This window comes from Streptococcus thermophilus (assembly GCF_010120595.1).
Lineage (GTDB): Bacteria > Bacillota > Bacilli > Lactobacillales > Streptococcaceae > Streptococcus > Streptococcus thermophilus.
The window spans coordinates 1242010-1260708 of sequence record NZ_CP038020.1; the positions used below are offsets into that span (position 1 = coordinate 1242010).

18 protein-coding genes are annotated in these 18699 nt (G+C 39.2%); 14 read left to right on the plus strand and 4 right to left on the minus strand.

All coding sequences use genetic code 11. From position 1 onward, the window contains the following. The first annotated feature begins 120 nt into the window (after positions 1-120). On the plus strand, positions 121-1383 hold the full coding sequence (locus E3C75_RS06595) for an NRAMP family divalent metal transporter (protein ID WP_024009847.1): 1263 nt from the start codon (positions 121-123) through the stop codon (positions 1381-1383). 122 nt (positions 1384-1505) lie between these two features. Here the strand turns inward: E3C75_RS06595 and E3C75_RS06600 are convergent, their stop codons facing one another. From E3C75_RS06600 to yghU, 4 genes are all read right to left on the minus strand, one after another. Then, the gene (locus tag E3C75_RS06600) at positions 1506-1748 is read right to left on the minus strand and encodes a type B 50S ribosomal protein L31 (protein WP_002945948.1); all 243 of its coding nucleotides are present in this window, start codon (positions 1746-1748) and stop codon (positions 1506-1508) included. A gap of 105 nt (positions 1749-1853) precedes the next feature. Further along, positions 1854-2786 (minus strand): FAD:protein FMN transferase, encoded by a 933-nt coding sequence (locus E3C75_RS06605; protein ID WP_084828721.1) that lies wholly within the window; start codon positions 2784-2786, stop codon positions 1854-1856. Further along, positions 2773-3717 (minus strand): DHH family phosphoesterase, encoded by a 945-nt coding sequence (locus tag E3C75_RS06610; protein ID WP_084828722.1) that lies wholly within the window; start codon positions 3715-3717, stop codon positions 2773-2775. The genes E3C75_RS06605 and E3C75_RS06610 overlap by 14 nt, the downstream gene beginning before the upstream one ends. 80 nt (positions 3718-3797) lie before the next feature. Continuing rightward, on the minus strand, positions 3798-4586 hold the full coding sequence (gene yghU, locus E3C75_RS06615; protein ID WP_084828723.1) for a glutathione-dependent disulfide-bond oxidoreductase: 789 nt from the start codon (positions 4584-4586) through the stop codon (positions 3798-3800). A gap of 169 nt (positions 4587-4755) precedes the next feature. On the opposite strand from yghU, the gene add reads away from it, so the two are divergent. From add to dltB, 13 genes are all read left to right on the plus strand, one after another. Next, positions 4756-5766, plus strand: a complete 1011-nt coding sequence (gene add, locus E3C75_RS06620; protein ID WP_084828724.1) for an adenosine deaminase — start codon at positions 4756-4758, stop codon at positions 5764-5766. A gap of 228 nt (positions 5767-5994) precedes the next feature. Continuing rightward, a complete protein-coding gene (locus E3C75_RS06625; protein ID WP_084825915.1) occupies positions 5995-6591 on the plus strand; it encodes a thymidine kinase in 597 nt (198 codons plus the stop codon). Between the two features lie 36 nt (positions 6592-6627). Then, a complete protein-coding gene (gene prfA / locus E3C75_RS06630) occupies positions 6628-7707 on the plus strand; it encodes a peptide chain release factor 1 (RefSeq protein WP_084825916.1) in 1080 nt (359 codons plus the stop codon). After that, positions 7704-8537 (plus strand): peptide chain release factor N(5)-glutamine methyltransferase, encoded by an 834-nt coding sequence (prmC, locus tag E3C75_RS06635; RefSeq protein WP_014621424.1) that lies wholly within the window; start codon positions 7704-7706, stop codon positions 8535-8537. Before prfA ends, prmC begins: the two co-directional genes overlap by 4 nt. Next, positions 8524-9129, plus strand: a complete 606-nt coding sequence (locus E3C75_RS06640; RefSeq protein ID WP_011225789.1) for an L-threonylcarbamoyladenylate synthase — start codon at positions 8524-8526, stop codon at positions 9127-9129. The genes prmC and E3C75_RS06640 overlap by 14 nt, the downstream gene beginning before the upstream one ends. 94 nt (positions 9130-9223) lie before the next feature. After that, positions 9224-10474: a serine hydroxymethyltransferase gene (gene glyA / locus E3C75_RS06645; RefSeq protein WP_111679543.1), complete on the plus strand. Its 1251-nt coding sequence runs from the start codon at positions 9224-9226 to the stop codon at positions 10472-10474. A 6-nt stretch (positions 10475-10480) separates the two neighbouring features. Next, positions 10481-11458, plus strand: coding sequence for a nucleoid-associated protein (locus E3C75_RS06650; protein WP_100273364.1), 978 nt, complete (start codon positions 10481-10483; stop codon positions 11456-11458). Between the two features lies 1 nt (position 11459). Then, entirely contained in the window at positions 11460-12071 is a 612-nt protein-coding gene (locus E3C75_RS06655) for a lysozyme family protein (RefSeq protein WP_100273365.1), read from the plus strand. Positions 12072-12102: 31 nt separating this feature from the next. Next, entirely contained in the window at positions 12103-13842 is a 1740-nt protein-coding gene (locus tag E3C75_RS06660; protein WP_100273366.1) for an ABC transporter ATP-binding protein, read from the plus strand. Continuing rightward, positions 13832-15580 (plus strand): ABC transporter ATP-binding protein, encoded by a 1749-nt coding sequence (locus tag E3C75_RS06665; RefSeq protein WP_100273367.1) that lies wholly within the window; start codon positions 13832-13834, stop codon positions 15578-15580. The genes E3C75_RS06660 and E3C75_RS06665 overlap by 11 nt, the downstream gene beginning before the upstream one ends. Positions 15581-15755: 175 nt before the next feature. After that, complete coding sequence (locus tag E3C75_RS06670) at positions 15756-15887, plus strand: teichoic acid D-Ala incorporation-associated protein DltX (protein ID WP_002885174.1); 132 nt, start codon at positions 15756-15758, stop codon at positions 15885-15887. Between the two features lie 8 nt (positions 15888-15895). Next, positions 15896-17446 (plus strand): D-alanine--poly(phosphoribitol) ligase subunit DltA, encoded by a 1551-nt coding sequence (gene dltA, locus E3C75_RS06675; protein WP_100262419.1) that lies wholly within the window; start codon positions 15896-15898, stop codon positions 17444-17446. After that, the gene (gene dltB / locus E3C75_RS06680; RefSeq protein WP_084828728.1) at positions 17443-18690 is read left to right on the plus strand and encodes a D-alanyl-lipoteichoic acid biosynthesis protein DltB; all 1248 of its coding nucleotides are present in this window, start codon (positions 17443-17445) and stop codon (positions 18688-18690) included. The genes dltA and dltB overlap by 4 nt, the downstream gene beginning before the upstream one ends. The last annotated feature ends 9 nt before the right edge of the window (positions 18691-18699 follow it).

Here is an 18699-nt window from a genome sequence, read left to right on the forward strand (position 1 = left end):
AAATTATAGAGCCGATTTTTCAGAAAATATGTGAAAAGCTATTGAAATTATTCCAACAATTGTGTAAAATGGTAATTACCAATTCAGATTATTCTGAAAATTTGTTTTAGGAGATTTTTTATGTCACAAATAGAGGCAACTAATCAGTCTACCTGGCGTAGTAAAATAAAAGCAATGGGACCAGGTATCCTAATGGCATCTGCTGCTGTAGGTGGTTCCCACATCGTTTCCTCAACTCAAGCGGGTGCTTCTTATGGATGGGCCTTACTAGGTCTGGTTATTCTTGCCAATGTCTTCAAGTATCCGTTCTTCCGTTTTGGTGCGGAATATACCGCAGATACAGGAAAAACTTTAGTTGAAGGTTACGCTAAAAAGGGAAAATTTTACCTTTGGGTATTCTTCATCTTGAATGTCTTTTCAGCCTTAGTTAACACAGCGGGAGTTTCCATTCTATGTTCAGCCATCATTGCCAGTGCCTTTCCAATGCTTGGTTTGAGTATTACTACATGGTCAATTATTTTGGTGGCAATTATCTGGGGTATGTTACTCTTTGGTGGTTACAAATTTCTTGACGGTATGGCTAAATGGATCATGTCGGCTTTGACTATTGCAACAGTAGCAGCAGTTGTTATTGCGGCAATCAAACATCCGGAGTACAGAGCTGATTTCGTTGAAAAATCACCATGGCAGCTAGTTACCCTTCCATTTATCGTATCACTTCTTGGATGGATGCCTGCTCCAATTGAGATTTCAGCTATCAACTCACTTTGGTCAGCTGAGAAAAAGAAAACAGTTGATTTTAATAGCGAAGACGCACTCTTTGACTTTAACGTTGGTTATATCGGAACAGCTATACTTGCAGTATTCTTTGTAGCACTTGGTGCCCTTATCCAATATCCAACTGGTAAACCTGTTGAAGCTGCTTCGGCTAAGTATATTGCTCAGTTTGTCGATATGTACGCATCAGTACTTGGTAACTGGTCACGTTATTTGATTACCTTTATTGCTTTCTTGTGTATCTTCGGTACTGTAATTACAGTTATTGATGGTTACTCACGTGTGAATGAAACATCTCTTCGTCTTTTGTTTAACAAAGAAGATTCTAATGAGTCACCTTTGAAAGTTTGGATGACCTTGACATCTATTCTTGGTCTTATCATTATTTTCTTCTTCCAAGGTCAAGTAGCAATAATGCTTCGTTTCGCTATGATTGGTTCTTTCCTTACAACACCATTCTTTGCGCTTTTGAACTATGTACTTGTTACAAATGAGAAGAAAAACCTTCCAACTTGGTTGAAAGGGCTTGCTATTGCAGGTTTGATTTTCTTGTTTGGATTTGCTATTTTCTTTATCTGGGCTTTGGCTATTGGTAAAGCAGGATAAGATGATTAAACAGTTTCCCTTGGGAAGCTGTTTTTTTTTATTCTAAATATGAAGGAGAGGTTATAGCCGAGAACACAGAAAAAAGCCATTCTAATTAAAATGGCTTAACAACAAGAGGTTGCTTATTTGAGACCGTATTTTTTGTTGAAACGATCCACGCGTCCGTCTGCTTGTGTGAATTTTTGACGGCCAGTGTAGAATGGGTGAGAATCTGATGAGATTTCTACACGGATAAGTGGGTAAGTTTCACCTTCGAATTCAACTGTTTCGTTTGAGTGTTTAGTTGAACCGCTAAGGAATTGGTAACCAGTAGTTGTGTCCATGAATACTACTGGACGGTAATCTGGATGGATATCTTTTTTCATGTTAAAATATTTCCTTTCTGCCATGGTACTTTCCGTACCATAGTTTTTTTAACTATTTTAGTTTATCAAAAGCTAATCTTCTTGACAAGTCTTTTTTACTATTTTTTAGGAAAGTCGAATCTTGTATATGCCAGCTGTCTGGAAGCAGTGATTATCTTTATCAACTATGATTGCTTCAAGATTAGGTTGTGAGCTAACTTCCTGGAAAATGCGCTCGAGACTTGATCCAAATAAACGGGTGGTCCAAATTTCGCCATCCACTGAGAGAGATGAAATAATGGTGAGACTAGCTAGGTCACTAGAGACTGGATAGCCAGTTTGACTATCAAAAATATGATGATAGGTTTTGCCATCTATCTCAAAAGTGCGTTCATATATCCCTGAAGTAACTACAGATTGATCTCTTATGGCAAGTACTAGAAGGTTAGTATTTCTAGTCTCCTTAGGATTTTGAATACCAATTCGCCATTTTTGATCAGGATTGTGTAAGGCTGGTCCAAATGTTAGGACATTGCCACCCAGATTAATCAGAGCACTAGTGACATTTTCAGCTTTAAGATAATCTGCAATACGATCTGCAATATAACCTTTTGCCAGAGCACCAAGATCAATTTTCATGTCTTTTTCTTGGAGAAAGACGCTTTGATTTTCATCGGATAGAACGATAGCATTGGGATTAATAATATCTAAGAGCAGAGTGATTTCTTCAGGAAAGGGAAGCCTTTCATCAGAAAAGCCGATTCGCCAAGTCTGAATGAGAGGTCCAATAGCAATATTAAGGTGACTGCCCGGCTGGCAACTGTGCCATTTTCCAAGAGAAATAAGTTCAAAAAGTTCTGGGTGGATCTTCACAGGATGTAAGCCTGCCGCCTTGTTAATTTTCATGAGTTCGGAACTGTCATCATTGGCGGAAAAACGCTTATTATAAAGATTAAGCAACTCTTCAACTTGATCAAGTAGAGGCTCTGGCTGTTTATGATAGATGGAGACATCAATCACAGTCCCCATGAGATGTACACGACGATTAGTGAGTTGCATGGGCAACAGTATCCTTAATTTCTTGATAGATTTGTTCGTTTTCCTCTAAGCTGTAGGAATTGGCTCCACTAGCAAGTGGATGGCCTCCACCGTCATGGCGTTTGGCAATTTCATTGATGACAATGGTTTTACTACGAAGACGTACACGGTAATGGCCCTCAGGTTGCTCTACGAAAATAGCCCATGATTCAACGCTATCAATCCGGCCAGGAGTTCCAACAATAGCAGAACTCTCAGCATCAGTGATATTAAAGTCATCAAGAACTTTTCGAGTTAAGACGACGCGAGCTGCCCCATTTTCATCAACTTCAAGATTATCGAAAACATAGCCTTGAAGTTTAGCAATTTTGAAAGGAAAACTATCCATTCGCCGAGCCATAGATGCAAAATCAAAGTCATATTCGCGAAGTTTAGCAGCGATTTGTAGTGTTTTAGGTGTTGTAGATGGGTAGAGGAATCGCCCCGTATCGCCAACAATACCATTGTAGAGAACACGAGCAGCAGCATCTGATAAGGAAAGACCAAGAGTGAGAGCCCAGTCGGTCACAATTTCGCTGGCACTTGAAGCAGAGGTATCAACCAGAAGCAGGTCTCCATAAGCATCATCGTTAGGATGATGGTCAATTTTGATAAGAAATTCTCCCTTATCATAACGATCATCATCAATACGTGGAGTATTGGCTGTATCGGTAACAATAACAAGAGCACCTTCATAATCATTGTCGGACACCTCATCCATCTCAGCAATCCAAGATAAGGTAGGTTCATTGACACCTGTTGCAAGAATCTTTTTATCTGAGAAGTTTGTTTTTAAAATTTCTTTTAGCCCTATCTGACTACCAATGGCATCGGGGTCTGGTCGTTGGTGGCGATGAATAATAATAGTGTCGTAGGATTTGATTTTTTCTAAAATTGCTTGAAATAAAGTCATGTTTGTCTCCTTGTGAGTTTGCCTTTATTATATCATGAAATTATAGAAAAACGGTTAGCCTAGGCAAACCGTTACAAAAATTAGATCTCTTTATATTCGACTTCAAGTCCGCGTTTAACTGCTGGACGGTTAGCAATCTTCTCAGTCCATGCTTGAAGGTGCTTGTATTCTTTTACATCAAGGAAAATACCAGCCTTGTCCCAAATCTTATCTTGAGCAAGACGGCCATACCAAGACCAGATTGCGATATCAGCGATAGTGTATTCATCACCAGAAATGTAAGGTTTAGTTGCTAATTCTTTATCAAGCAAGTCAAGTTGGCGTTTGGCTTCCATGGCAAAACGGTTGACGGCATATTCGATTTTTTCAGGTGCATAGTGGAAGAAGTGCCCAAAGCCACCACCTAGAAAAGGAGCAGCACCTGTTTGCCAAAAGAGCCAGTTGAGAACTTCCGTACGTTTTGTGTGATCAGTTGGAATGAGTTTGCCAAATTTTTCAGCCAAGTAAAGGAGGATGTTAGCTGATTCAAAGACACGAACTGGTTGGTCTTCAGAATAATCCATCATGGCTGGAATCTTTGAGTTTGGATTAATTGCAACAAAGTCTGAGCCGAATTGGTCACCGTCACCAATCTTAATACGATAAGCGTCATAACCCGCTTGAGTCACACCAAATTCCTTCAGTTCTTCTAGCATGATAGTTGCCTTGATACCATTTGGTGTTGGGAAAGTATAGAGCTGGAAAGGTTGGTCACCTTTAGGTAAAGTTTGTTCAAAACGTGCACCAGCTGTAGGTTGATTGAGGCCACCCCAGGCACCTCCCATAGAGGTTGGATTTTCCCAAACTTCTGGTAAAATATAGTCAGACATAAAGTTTCTCCTTGTATTCTTGATAGTCACATCCTAACAAAATTCTGATGGCATTTCAAGAATCGACTACGTTCTTTTGGAGAAGACATATTGATTCTTGATAGGTAAGATAAGATTATAAATCATTTTATCTGAATTAATAGAATATTATTTAGAGAGGAAAAGAAATATGACTGCTATTGACTTTCATAAGTTGGTTAAAATAGAATTGCACTGCCATTTGGACGGTTCTTTATCTTTAAGTACCATTCGTCACCTAGCTGAGTTGGCACAGATTGATTTGCCTGAGGATGATGAGGAGCTCAAACAGCACGTGACAGCGCCGGTTACCTGTGAGAGTCTCCTTGAATATTTAGAGTCCTTTGATTATATTCGCCCCTTACTACAAACTAATGAGGCTTTAACTATTGCTGCTTATGATGTTGCCAAACAAGCTGCTTTAGAAAATGTTATCTATATTGAAGTGAGATTCGCACCAGAATTGTCGATGGATAAGGGATTGACTGTCACTGAGACAATTGATGCTGTTTGTCAAGGATTACGTCAAGCTCAAGAAGAATTTGGTATTATTGCTAAGGCACTGGTTTGTGGCATGCGCCAATCAGATCAATCATTAACAGCTCGTATTCTTGATGAAGCTAATCAAGTCAGAGATAGTGACTTTGTTGGTTTTGATTTCGCTGGGGATGAGCTTAATTATGGACCTGCAGCTATTAAACCTCTTATTGAACAAGTCAAAAGTTACAACCGTCCTATGACCTTTCATGCTGGTGAGTGTGGCTGTCCGGCTTTTCTTGCTGAGTCAATTGCTATGGGAATTAAGCGTAATGGTCATGCGACTATCCTGGCTCAAGAACCAGAACTTTTGGATGAATTTGTCAAAAACGGTCTGACGGGTGAGTTATGCTTAACAAGTAATCTACAGACCAAGGCAGCAGTGACTGTTAATGATTTTCCATACCTTAAAATGAAAGCAGCAGGTGCTAACATTACGATTAATACAGACAATCGTACGGTTTCTGATACAAATTTAACTAAGGAATACGAACTCTATCACAAGTATTTTGATAGCACAGTTCAAGATTTCTATGCACATAATAAGACAGCGATTGAAGCTTCCTTTGCTAGTGATGAAGAGAAAGAAGAACTCCTTTCACGATTAGCTAAAGCCTATTCATAAGGAAGTGGTAGTAACGATACTTCTTATTTAGTAGGACCTCAAATAGTATTTTAGAGTTGAGGAGTTTCACAAGAGAAGATTATTGAAAAGTTTTAAGTTACTTTTTAGTCCCACTTTATAATTAAGGGAGTAAGACGAACTTTTTTTCAAAAATTGTTCGGACTCTCTCCCTTTTGCGCTTAAAATTATGATAAAATAGGTACAATAAAAATTTTAGAGGAGTCTGGTGTGGCACAACTTTATTTTCGCTATGGAACCATGAATTCTGGGAAATCCATTGAGATTCTTAAGGTTGCATATAATTACGAAGAGCAAGGAAAGCCGGTAGTGCTACTGACCAGTCGATTAGATGATCGAGACGAGGTCGGCTATATCTCCAGTCGTATTGGTATGAGACGTAAGGCTTATCCAATTGGGAATGACACGGATATTTTTGCTTACATTGATGATATGAGTCCGCGGCCTTATTGCGTTTTGATTGATGAAGCACAGTTTCTAACTCGTGCAAATGTCTATGATTTGGCACGAATTGTTGACGAGTTAGATATCCCAGTTATGGCATTTGGTCTCAAAAATGATTTTCAAAACAATCTATTTGAAGGATCTAAGTATCTCTTGCTTTTGTCTGATAAAATCGAAGAGATTAAGACCATATGTCACTACTGTTCGAGAAAGGCAACCATGGTTCTACGAATGGAAGATGGTGAGCCAGTCTATGAGGGGGTACAGGTACAAATTGGAGGTCACGAAAGTTATATCTCGGTTTGCCGAAAACATTGGTTTAATCCGCCTCGAGAAAGAATAGTTCCTTTGAAACAGAATTAAAGATAACTATCAGGTATATAAGGAGAAAAATAACAAATGAACATTTATGATCAGTTGCAGGCGGTTGAAGACCGTTATGAGGAATTGGGCGAATTGCTTAGCGACCCTGAAGTTGTATCAGACACCAAACGCTTCATGGAGTTGTCGCGTGAAGAGGCTAACACCCGTGAAACTGTCATAGCTTACCGTGAGTACAAGCAAGTTATCCAAAATATCTCAGATGCTGAAGAGATGATTAAGGAAGCTAGTGGTGATGCTGATTTGGAAGAAATGGCTAAGGAAGAACTTAAAGAATCCAAAGCAGCTAAAGAAGAGTATGAAGAACGCTTGAAAATTCTCCTCTTGCCAAAAGACCCTAATGACGACAAAAATATCATCCTTGAAATTCGTGGGGCTGCTGGGGGAGATGAGGCTGCCTTGTTTGCGGGTGACCTCCTAGCTATGTACCAAAAATACGCTGAAACACAAGGGTGGCGCTTTGAAGTAATGGAAGCATCATACAATGGTGTTGGTGGTATCAAGGAAGTGGTTGCTATGGTTTCAGGACAATCAGTCTACTCTAAACTCAAATATGAGTCTGGAGCACATCGTGTACAACGTGTACCTGTGACTGAAAGTCAAGGTCGTGTTCATACCTCTACAGCAACTGTTTTGGTAATGCCAGAAGTTGAAGAAATGGAGTACGAAATCGATCCTAAGGATCTTCGTGTCGATATTTATCACGCCTCTGGTGCCGGTGGACAGAACGTCAATAAGGTTGCAACTGCGGTGCGTATGGTTCACATTCCTACTGGAATCAAAGTTGAGATGCAAGAAGAACGTACCCAACAGAAAAACCGTGATAAAGCCCTGAAGATTATCCGTGCGCGTGTTGCGGACCATTTTGCACAAATTGCTCAAGATGAGCAAGATGCTGAGCGTAAATCTACAGTTGGTACAGGGGATCGTTCAGAGCGTATCCGTACTTATAATTTTCCACAGAACCGTGTCACAGACCACCGTATTGGTTTGACCCTTCAAAAATTAGATACGATTTTGGCTGGTAAAATGGATGAAGTTATCGATGCTTTGGTTCTTTACGATCAAACACAAAAATTGGAAGAGCTTAACAAATGATTTTAGCGGATGTCCTGGCCGGTTATGAGAAGGAGCTTGAAGCTATCGGTGAAGAACCTGAGGCTGTTTCCTTTGTTTATCGTGGTTTGAAACAATGGGATTTGACTCATTTTGTTCTTCAATTGAGACAGGAAGTTTCGGAGGAAGACGGAAATCTTTTAGCTCATATTTTCACGCAACTTACAGCTCACAAGCCTGCCCAATATATTTTAGGTTATGAGGAATTTCATGGTCTACGTTTTCAAGTTGATGAGCGTGTTTTGATTCCTCGTCCTGAAACTGAGGAATTAGTGGACCTAATTTTGGCAGAAAACCCGAACACAGAGCTCAAGGTTCTTGATATAGGCACTGGCAGTGGTGCTATTGCGGTCTCCCTGAAAAAGAGTCGTCCTATGTGGCAAGTGACGGCTAGTGACTTATCAGCTGATGCTTTGGTACTTGCTAAGGATAATGCTAAGCTAAATCGGGTAGATATCAGCTTTGTTCTAGCGGATGTTTTTGAAAATGTCTCCGGTTGTTTTGATATCATTGTGTCGAATCCTCCTTATATTTCTGAAAATGATAAGGACGAAGTTGGTTTAAATGTCTTGACTAGCGAGCCCAAGATGGCTTTGTTTGCTGATGAAGATGGACTTGCCATTTATAGACAAATCCTTGAGGACGCAGATAAGTATCTAAATTCTCAAGGAAAACTCTATTTTGAGATAGGCTATAAGCAAGGCGAAGATTTAAGGAAACTTTTGTCACTACATTTTCCAGATAAGCATGTGCGTATCCTTAAGGATCAATTTGGACAGGATAGAATGGTCGTGATGGATGATGGAAAGTAAGAAACAGTTAAGAGAAATTTTAAATAATGGTGAGGCCGTTGTTCTCCCTACAGAGACCGTATATGGTCTGTTTGCCAAGGCTTTGGATGAGAAGGCAGTCGATTATGTTTATGAGCTAAAAAATCGGCCTAGAGACAAAGCCATGAATTTGAATGTAGCCTCGTATGAAGATATCCTCTTCTATTCAAAGGAGCAACCCAAGTATTTGAAACAATTGTACGATGCTTTTTTGCCTGGACCTCTGACCATCATCTTAAAAGCTAATGATCAAGTACCTAGATGGATTAATTCAGGATTGGCAACGGTTGGATTTCGATTACCAAACCATCCCGTAACTAGAGAGTTGATTCAAGCTGAGGGGCCTTTGATTGGTCCATCAGCCAATAAGTCTGGGAAGGAAAGCGGTCGTCATTTCGACGATATTAGAGCGCAATTTGATTTTCAGGTGACTGGCTATCAGGATGATAATGCCTTGTTAGGTGTAGATTCGACGATTTTGGATTTGTCGGTTTCACCTGCTAGGATTCTCAGACAAGGGAAAATAACAAAAGATGACCTATTGGCAGCTCTTCCAGAGTTGACTATGGAATAAAATGACTAACAGAGACTTAAGAAAGAGTGAGATAACTTTCGACTGTTTGTGGGTGAGTTGTTTGAAAGCCCATTAGACCTCAAAGGAGACCTCAATGATTTTTGATAAAGAAGATTACAAAGCATTTGACCCTGAACTATGGAACGCCATCGATGCTGAGGCAGAACGCCAACAAAATAATATTGAATTGATTGCCTCTGAAAACGTGGTTTCTAAAGCCGTTATGGCTGCTCAAGGAACGCTCTTGACTAACAAATACGCAGAAGGCTATCCAGGTAAACGTTACTATGGTGGTACAGCCGTTATTGATGTGGTTGAGACTCTTGCCATTGAACGTGCTAAGAAACTTTTTGGGGCAAAATTTGCTAACGTGCAACCTCACTCAGGTAGCCAAGCCAATGCTGCTGTTTACATGTCTTTAATCCAACCTGGTGATACAGTTATGGGGATGGATTTGTCAGCGGGTGGTCACTTGACACACGGTGCACCAGTTAGTTTCTCTGGTAAGACCTATAACTTTGTGTCTTACAATGTTGATAAGGAAAGTGAACTTCTTGATTATGATGCTATCCTTGCTCAAGCAAAAGAAGTGAGACCCAAACTTATCGTGGCAGGGGCTTCAGCATACTCACGTATCATTGATTTTGCTAAATTCCGTGAAATCGCTGATGCTGTAGGTGCTTACCTCATGGTAGATATGGCTCACATTGCAGGTCTTGTAGCCTCTGGTCATCATCCAAGTCCGGTTCCTTATGCACATGTGACAACTACAACAACCCACAAGACACTTCGTGGACCTCGTGGTGGTTTGATTTTGACTGATGATGAAGATATCGCTAAGAAATTGAATTCTGCGGTCTTCCCTGGTTTGCAAGGTGGCCCACTGGAACACGTTATTGCTGCCAAGGCTGTCGCTCTTAAAGAAGCACTTGACCCTGCCTTTAAGGAATACGGTGAAAATGTTATCAAGAATGCTGCTGCCATGGCGGACGTTTTCAACCAACATCCAGATTTCCGAGTAATCTCAGGTGGAACTAATAATCATCTCTTCTTGGTTGATGTTACTAAAGTTGTCGAAAATGGTAAGGTTGCGCAAAACGTTCTTGAAGAAGTAAATATTACTTTGAACAAAAATAGTATTCCTTATGAGCAGTTATCTCCATTCAAAACATCTGGTATTCGTGTCGGTAGTCCAGCAATTACAAGCCGTGGTATGGGTGAAGCTGAGAGCCGTCAGATTGCAGAGTGGATGGTTGAAGCTTTAGAAAATCACGATAAACCTGAAGTTTTGGAACGCATTCGTGGAGATGTTAAAGTTCTTACATATGCTTTCCCACTCTATTAATAAATTATGTTAGATCTATATATTAAACGCATTATCATTCATCAGTTTTCGCCAAATGATACGGAGCTGGTTTTGGCAGAATCACCTATTGAAATAACGCCACGTTTAGATGAGTATTTTAGAAAGAAACTCTCTAAGGTTTTTTCTGATGAGGCTAAACGAGGGTATTTCGATACAGAGAATGTTTTCATCAGTCATATAGGAAATGATTTGATGGAAAGTTCAGTCAAAATTTCCAAACTTTGGAAGGAAGAATTTGTCATTTCTGAAGATCAAAAGACCAATGATTTGGTCTTTATTCAGTTTGATAAAGAAGGTCAAGAATATTTTGCTTTCTTGCGCATTGCTCTTAAGGATAGTTTGGTTCATTCTTTGGGAAATAGTCAGCATCCTATTCAGTTGTCACAAAATAATCTGCCTTCTGCGGCCCAGACACCAGATGAAGCTTTGGTTATCAACCGTAGTAGTAAGCAGTATTATCTGATTGAAAAACGTATTAAGCATAATGGTAGTTTTGCCAATTATTTCTCTGAAAATCTGTTGCAGGTCCAACCTGAGCAGTCTGTTAAAAAATCGATTAAGATGGTTGAAGATACTGCTCAGAAGATTGCTGAGAATTTCAATCAGGATGACTTTAACTTCCAAGGAAAAATGAAATCTGCTATTTTCAATAATTTGGAAGAAGATCAAGAGTTGTCACCTGAAAAATTAGCGGACCAGCTCTTTGATAATAATTTGACTGCTCGTTTGACCTTCGTTGATGAGCTAAAAGAAGCTATTCCTGAACCCATTTCGGTTTCAGATATTGACCATTCTCGTCAAATTAAAAAATTGGAGAATCAAAAACTATCGTTATCAAATGGGATTGAGTTAATTGTGCCGAATAACGTTTATCAGGATGCTGATAGTGTTGAATTTATTCAAAATCCTGATGGCACCTACTCTATTCACATCAAAAATATCGAGGATATCGTCAATAAATAATATGTTTAAATGGATAAGACGTCTGGTGGTTTTTGTCGTAGTGTTCATAATAAGTATCCAATGCTATCGAATCCATGCCAATATCCAACATGTCCTAACTTATGAATCCCTGGTTAAGGAGGTCTTAGCAGAGGATGACATTAAAAATACAACTAATGTCGATTTGGTTCTTGCTATGATTTACACAGAAAGCAAGGGAAAGACAGACGACGTAATGCAGTCCAGTGAAAGTTCTACGGGGGTGACCAACTCCATTACAGATCAAAAAGAAAGTATCCGTCAGGGGGTGAAGGTGCTTTCGGATAATCTTGAAGAAGCTGTCCACCATAAGGTCGATCCCTGGACAGCAGTGCAAGCTTATAACTTTGGTAAGACCTATATTGATTATGTTGCTGATAACGGTGGTGTTAACACCGTTGAACTAGCAAATGCCTATTCTAAAGATGTCGTTGCTCCAAGTCTAGGAAACACTAGTGGGGAAACCTATACTTATTATCAACCTGTTGCCATGTATTATGGTGGGGGAAAACTTTATACAAATGGCGGAAATATTTATTACGCCAAAGAAGTGCAGTTGAATCTCTTTCTGATGCGAATATTCTCTCGTCTCTAAGAGTAACCACCTCATTCTTAAGGAAAGACAAATGAAAGCATTATTAGTTTATTTCAAAGGATTTGTTAAAGATAGTATCCTGGGACCTGTTTTTAAATTAATCGAAGCTAGTTTCGAACTCTTAGTTCCTATGGTGATTGCTGGAATTGTCGATACAACTATTCCAAATAGAGACCAAAATCATCTGTTTATGATGATTTTTCTCTTGTTCGGACTTGCCGTGATTGGGGTTGTCGTTGCTATTTCAGCACAGTATTTTTCATCTAGGGCAGCAGTTGGCTATGCCCAAGCTTTAACAAATGATTTGTATGCAAAAATGATGCGATTGTCAAAGGAAAAGCGTGATGAGATAGGTACTTCAAGTTTGGTAACACGTTTGACTGGAGATACCTTTCAAATTCAAACAGGTATTAATCAGTTTTTAAGACTCTTTTTAAGGGCACCAATAATTGTGACGGGAGCCATTATTATGGCATTCCGTATCAGCCCACGTTTAACCTTATGGTTTCTTGGGATGGTCTTGGTATTGTCTCTTATAATTGTACTAGCTAGTCGTATTGTCAATCCTCTATATGCTAAGATTCGATTGATTAATGAATCAATTGTGACCAATACTCGTCAACAACTCGAGGGCATGAGGGTTATTCGTGCTTTTGGTCAGAGTGAGCGTGAATTAGATAACTTTACCACTGTCAATAAAGAGTTGAAGAAGTGGCAACTTAAAACAGGGGTGATATCAAGTCTCATTAGTCCTTTGACATTCTTGGTTGTTAATATGACCTTAATTGCTATACTTTGGCAAGGAAATGTGCAAATTCAAGGTGGTCTTTTGTCTCAAGGTATGCTAATCGCCTTGGTTAATTATCTTTTGCAGATTTTGGCGGAGCTCCTTAAATTAGCTATGATGTTGACGAATCTCAACCAAAGCTTTATTTCGGCAAAACGAGTCCAAGCTATCTTCAATCTTCAAGATGAGGACATTGAAGCGCCTTTAATAATTAAGAAACCAAATCAACCAAGCATAGCTCTTGAAATTGACAAGATGACTTTTACTTATCCTACAGCTAGTCAACCATCGCTACAAGAAATCGACTTTAAGACTTTTGAAGGCGAGTCTCTGGGGATTATTGGAGGTACAGGTTCGGGTAAATCGACCTTGGTCAATTTAATTATGAATCTTTATCAACCTCAGTTTGGTAGTTTGACTATCTTTAAGAATCAGTTGTCGCCGAATAATCTCAAAGAGTGGCGGTCTTGGGTTGCCTATGTCCCACAGAAAGCTGAGTTATTTAGGGGAACCATTCGTTCAAACTTGTCATTGGGACTTGATTACGAACCAAGTGATCAAGAACTGTGGCATGCTCTTGACATGGCTCAGGCTTCTGATTTTGTAAGAGAAAAGGAGCTTGGCTTAGATGAGCCAGTGGAGTCTTTTGGCCGTAATTTTTCGGGTGGTCAGCGTCAGCGTCTGACTATTGCGCGTGCTTTGATGCGACCAGCACCATTCTTAATTTTGGATGATTCGACCTCGGCTTTAGATTATTTGACTGAAAGTCGTCTACTAGCGGCTATCAGAGAAAATCTTAAATCAACTAGTTTGATTATTATTTCACAGAGAACAAATAGCTTAAAAGCTGTTGATCAAATTTTGGTACTTGATAAGGGACATCAAGTTGGTCTTGGTAATCATGAAGAATTGCTTGCCACTAATAAAATCTATCAAGACATTCATTATTCTCAACATCAAAAGGTGGTCGCTGATGAAGGCTAGAAATAACAAGTCAACGCTTAAACGATTATGTAAAGATATCCTAAGTCAGCGTTACCTCTTTGCCTTAGCAACTGTTGGGACCATTGTTCAAGTTGCTTTGACTGTTTACTTCCCTATTTTGCTTGGCGATGCAGTAGATGCTGTTCTTAAGATGAATGCTGTCTTTTTGATGTCACGTTTGATTTGGCAGATGCTTTTGCTTATCTTAGCTAATAGTGCAATCCAGTGGCTTAACCCTTTGATTTATAATCGATTGATTTATTCTTATAGCGAAAGTTTACGTGAACGAGTCATGATGAAAATCCATGCTATTCCATTCAGTTATCTTGATCGTCAAGGAACTGGAGACATGGTTAGCCGCGTGACTACAGATAGTGACCAATTGAATAATGGTCTCCTTATGTTCTTTAATCAATTTTTCGTTGGGCTTTTGACCATCTTTGTCATAATCATTACCATGGCTCGCTTAGACTGGTTCATGATGCTCTTAGTTCTAGTGATGACACCTTTATCAATGCTTGTGGCTCGTTTCATTGCTAGGAAGAGTTATCAACTCTATCGCAATCAAACCAAGTGGAGGGGCAAACAGACTCAGCTGATCGAAGAAAGTCTAACTCAGGAAGCTCTGGTACAAATTCTAAATGCTCAAGACCAGATGGTTCGCAATTTTAATGAGGTTAATGGTAAGTATGCTAACTATTCACAGGGAGCCATCTTTTACTCGTCAGCGGTTAACCCAGCTACACGTTTTTTTAATAGCTTGCTTTACGCTCTCATTACAGGTGTTGGTGCCTATCGCATCATGTCGGGCGGCACATTTACAGTGGGACAATTGACTACCTTCCTAAACTATGTCACTCAGTATACCAAACCTTTTAATGACATTTCTTCTGTCCTATCTGAACTTCAAAGTGCTTTAGCCTGTGCTGATCGTCTATATATGATTTTAGATGAAGATGAAATATCAGAAACGGGAAATGCGGTTTTGGACGAAGCAGAAGTTCAGGGACATTTTCAATTTGATCATGTTCAATTTGGCTATTTGCAAAATAAACCTCTTATTAAGGATTTGAGTATTGATATTCCTGCTGCGAGTACCGTTGCTATTGTTGGCCCAACAGGAGCAGGAAAATCTACTTTGATTAATCTTCTCATGCGTTTTTATGACTTGGATAAGGGTCAAATTTTGCTAGACGGTCGAGATATTACGTATTATACCCGTGAGAGTCTTCGCAAGCAGATTGGGATGGTTCTACAAGAAACTTGGCTTAAAGTAGCTACTATCCATGATAATATTGCCTATGGCAATCCAAAAGCTAGTCGAGAGGAAGTAGTTGCAGCAGCCAAAGCAGCTAATGCTGATTTCTTTATTAAACAATTACCTCAAGGCTACGACACTTTCTTGAGAGATGCAGGGCAATCTCTTTCACAAGGTCAACGTCAGTTACTAACTATTGCTCGTATATTTGTCAATGTTCCTAAAATTCTTATTTTGGATGAAGCAACATCAAGTATTGATACCCGTACGGAGCTCCTTATTCAAGAAGCTTTTGCTAAACTGATGAAAGGTCGGACGAGTTTCATTATTGCTCATAGATTATCTACCATTGAGAATGCAGACCTTATTTTGGTAATGAATAATGGTGATATCGTTGAACATGGAACACATAATCAATTAATGAGGACTAAGGGAATGTACTATCGTATGCAGACAGCCCAAAAAACACAAAATAATTAAAAATTGCAGAGCGTTTAGGCTCTGTTTTTTTGCTATTAAATGTATTATTTATTAATGAAAGTAATAGATGAAAAAGAAATGAAATTGATTTATTTTTTTCTTTTTTATTGGAAAAAATACCGATAAGATGGTAAAATATAAAGGATATTATATAAAAAAGGTATCGAAAATTAGAATGTTAAAACATAAAAATGTCCTCGTCTTTTTAGGACAAACTTTGCTTTATTTCGCCATTTTTATGGCCCTAATTTATCTCTACAATTACCTAGGACAAGGTCAAGGTAATTTTATCTATAACGAATTTTAGGAAGAATAATGACGAGTACAAAAATTAAAGATATGATTGAAACGATTGAGCAGTTTGCTCAATCACAACCCGACTTTCCTGTTTACAATATTTTAGGGGAAGTCCATACTTACGGCGATTTGAAAGCCGATTCGGATAGTTTAGCTGCTAAGATTGATAGCCTTGATATCCCAGAAAAATCACCTGTTGTAGTTTATGGCGGTCAAGAATATGAAATGTTGGCAACTTTCGTAGCTTTAACTAAATCTGGTCACGCCTATATACCAATTGATAGTCACTCAGCTCTTGAGCGCGTGACAGCTATTGTTGAAGTGGCAGAGCCGAGTCTGATTATTGCTATTAACGCCTTCCCACTAGAGGATGTTAAAGCACCAATCTTGACATTGGATCAAGTGAAGGAAAGTTTTGCTAACAAGACTACTTATGAAGTAACCCACCCTGTTAAAGGTGATGATACTTATTACATCATCTTCACATCAGGGACTACAGGTAAACCTAAAGGAGTTCAGATTTCGCATAATAACCTTCTTAGTTTCACCAACTGGATGATTACAGACAAGGAATTTGCGACTCCAAAACGTCCTCAAATGTTGGCTCAACCGCCTTATTCATTTGACCTATCAGTAATGTACTGGGCGCCAACTTTGGCACTTGGAGGAACACTCTATGCGCTTCCTTCAGCTATTACTCAGGACTTCAAGCAACTCTTTGAAACTATCTTTTCACTTCCAATTGCCATTTGGACATCCACGCCATCATTTGCAGATATGGCAATGTTGTCTGAAGACTTCAATGCAGAGAAGATGCCAGAAATTACGCATTTCTATTTCGATGGGGAAGAGTTGACTGTCAAGACCGCTCAGAAACTCCGCCAACGTTTCCCAGAAGCACGTATTGTCAATGCTTATGGACCAACTGAGGCTACTGTTGCCTTATCAGCAGTAGCGGTAACTGATGAGATGCTAGCTACTCTTAATCGTCTACCGATTGGTTATACCAAGGAAGATTCACCAACTTATATTATCGATGAAGACGGTAATATCCTTCCAAATGGTCAGCAGGGTGAAATTATCGTATCGGGTCCTGCAGTTTCAAAAGGTTATATGAATAATCCTGAAAGGACTGCGGAAGCCTTCTTCGAGTTTAATGGTCTACCTGCTTACCATACTGGTGATGTGGGTACTATGACTGATGAGGGTCTCCTTCTTTTCGGTGGTCGTATGGACTTTCAGATTAAATTTAATGGTTTCCGTATTGAGTTAGAAGATGTTTCCCAAAACCTTAACAAGTCTAAGTATATCGATTCAGCAGTAGCTGTCCCACGTTATAACAAAGACCATAAGGTTCAGAACCTCTTGGCTTATGTGATTCTTAAGGATGGCGTACGTGACCAGTTTGAGCGTGACATCGATATTACTAAGGCTATCAAAGCTGACTTGGAAGATATCATGATGTCATACATGATGCCTACTAAGTTCCTCTATCGTGAGAGCTTGCCTCTTACACCAAATGGGAAAATTGATATCAAGGGGCTTATCAGTGAGGTTAATAACCGATGATAGACTTCTTGAAACAGCTTCCCCATTTAGAACCCTACGGTAATCCTTTCTATTTCATCTATCTTGGAATAGCCTTATTACCAATCTTTATAGGTCTATTCTTTAAAAAGCGCTTTGCTATTTATGAATGCTTGGTAAGTATTACCTTTATCGTTCTTGCTCTGACAGGTACCCATGCTAGCCAAATCTTAGCTTTGCTTTTCTATATTGTCTGGCAAATCATCTGGGTATACTCATACAAACGTTATCGTAGTCAAAGGGATAATAAATGGGTCTTCTATTTGCACTCGTTTCTTGTTGTTCTTCCCTTGATTCTTGTTAAGGTAGAGCCTATCATTAACGGAACCCAGTCACTTTTAAACTTTCTCGGCATCTCTTATTTAACCTTCCGTGCGGTTGGTATGATTATCGAGATGCGTGATGGAGTTCTTAAAGAGTTCACACTAGGGGAATTCCTCCGCTTCATGCTCTTTATGCCGACCTTCACAAGTGGTCCCATTGATCGCTTCAAACGTTTTAATGAAGATTATCAGTCAATTCCTAATCGTGACGAGCTGCTGAACATGTTAGAGCAAGCTGTAAAATATATTATGCTTGGTTTTCTTTATAAGTTTGTTTTAGCTCAGATTTTCGGGAGTATGCTTTTACCACCATTAAAAGCACAAGCATTGAGCCAAGGCGGTATCTTTAATCTACCCACACTAGGTTTTATGTACGTTTATGGGTTTGATCTCTTCTTTGACTTTGCGGGTTACTCAATGTTTGCTCTCGCAGTTTCAAATCTAATGGGGATTAAGAGTCCTATTAACTTTGACAAACCGTTCATTTCCCGTGATATGAAGGAATTTTGGAATCGCTGGCATATGAGTCTGTCGTTTTGGTTCCGTGATTTTGTCTTTATGCGCTTAGTCATAGTACTCATGCGAAATAAGGTTTTCAAAAATCGTAACACCACATCGAATGTTGCTTATATCATCAATATGATGGTTATGGGATTTTGGCATGGGATTACTTGGTACTATATTGCTTATGGTATATTTCATGGTATTGGTCTAGGTATTAACGATGCTTGGTTACGTAAAAAGAAAACCATTAATAAAGATCGTAAAAAAGCAGGACTTAAGCCTCTTCCCGAAAATAAATGGACCAAGGCTTTGGGAATCTTTATCACATTTAATACAGTTATGCTATCATTCTTGATTTTCTCTGGATTCTTGAATGATCTCTGGTTCACTAAAAAATAAGTAAAGGAA

Coding starts and splice junctions, on each gene's coding strand:
- E3C75_RS06655 (WP_100273365.1), top strand. CDS start 11,460: ATGTTTAAATGGATAAGACGTCTGGTGGTTTTTGTCGTAGTGTTCATA.
- prmC (WP_014621424.1), top strand. CDS start 7,704: ATGATTTTAGCGGATGTCCTGGCCGGTTATGAGAAGGAGCTTGAAGCT.
- add (WP_084828724.1), top strand. CDS start 4,756: ATGACTGCTATTGACTTTCATAAGTTGGTTAAAATAGAATTGCACTGC.
- E3C75_RS06605 (WP_084828721.1), bottom strand. CDS start 2,786: ATGCAACTCACTAATCGTCGTGTACATCTCATGGGGACTGTGATTGAT.
- prfA (WP_084825916.1), top strand. CDS start 6,628: ATGAACATTTATGATCAGTTGCAGGCGGTTGAAGACCGTTATGAGGAA.
- E3C75_RS06650 (WP_100273364.1), top strand. CDS start 10,481: ATGTTAGATCTATATATTAAACGCATTATCATTCATCAGTTTTCGCCA.
- dltB (WP_084828728.1), top strand. CDS start 17,443: ATGATAGACTTCTTGAAACAGCTTCCCCATTTAGAACCCTACGGTAAT.
- E3C75_RS06600 (WP_002945948.1), bottom strand. CDS start 1,748: ATGAAAAAAGATATCCATCCAGATTACCGTCCAGTAGTATTCATGGAC.
- E3C75_RS06665 (WP_100273367.1), top strand. CDS start 13,832: ATGAAGGCTAGAAATAACAAGTCAACGCTTAAACGATTATGTAAAGAT.
- E3C75_RS06660 (WP_100273366.1), top strand. CDS start 12,103: ATGAAAGCATTATTAGTTTATTTCAAAGGATTTGTTAAAGATAGTATC.
- E3C75_RS06640 (WP_011225789.1), top strand. CDS start 8,524: ATGATGGAAAGTAAGAAACAGTTAAGAGAAATTTTAAATAATGGTGAG.
- E3C75_RS06595 (WP_024009847.1), top strand. CDS start 121: ATGTCACAAATAGAGGCAACTAATCAGTCTACCTGGCGTAGTAAAATA.
- E3C75_RS06610 (WP_084828722.1), bottom strand. CDS start 3,717: ATGACTTTATTTCAAGCAATTTTAGAAAAAATCAAATCCTACGACACT.
- yghU (WP_084828723.1), bottom strand. CDS start 4,586: ATGTCTGACTATATTTTACCAGAAGTTTGGGAAAATCCAACCTCTATG.
- dltA (WP_100262419.1), top strand. CDS start 15,896: ATGACGAGTACAAAAATTAAAGATATGATTGAAACGATTGAGCAGTTT.
- E3C75_RS06670 (WP_002885174.1), top strand. CDS start 15,756: ATGTTAAAACATAAAAATGTCCTCGTCTTTTTAGGACAAACTTTGCTT.
- glyA (WP_111679543.1), top strand. CDS start 9,224: ATGATTTTTGATAAAGAAGATTACAAAGCATTTGACCCTGAACTATGG.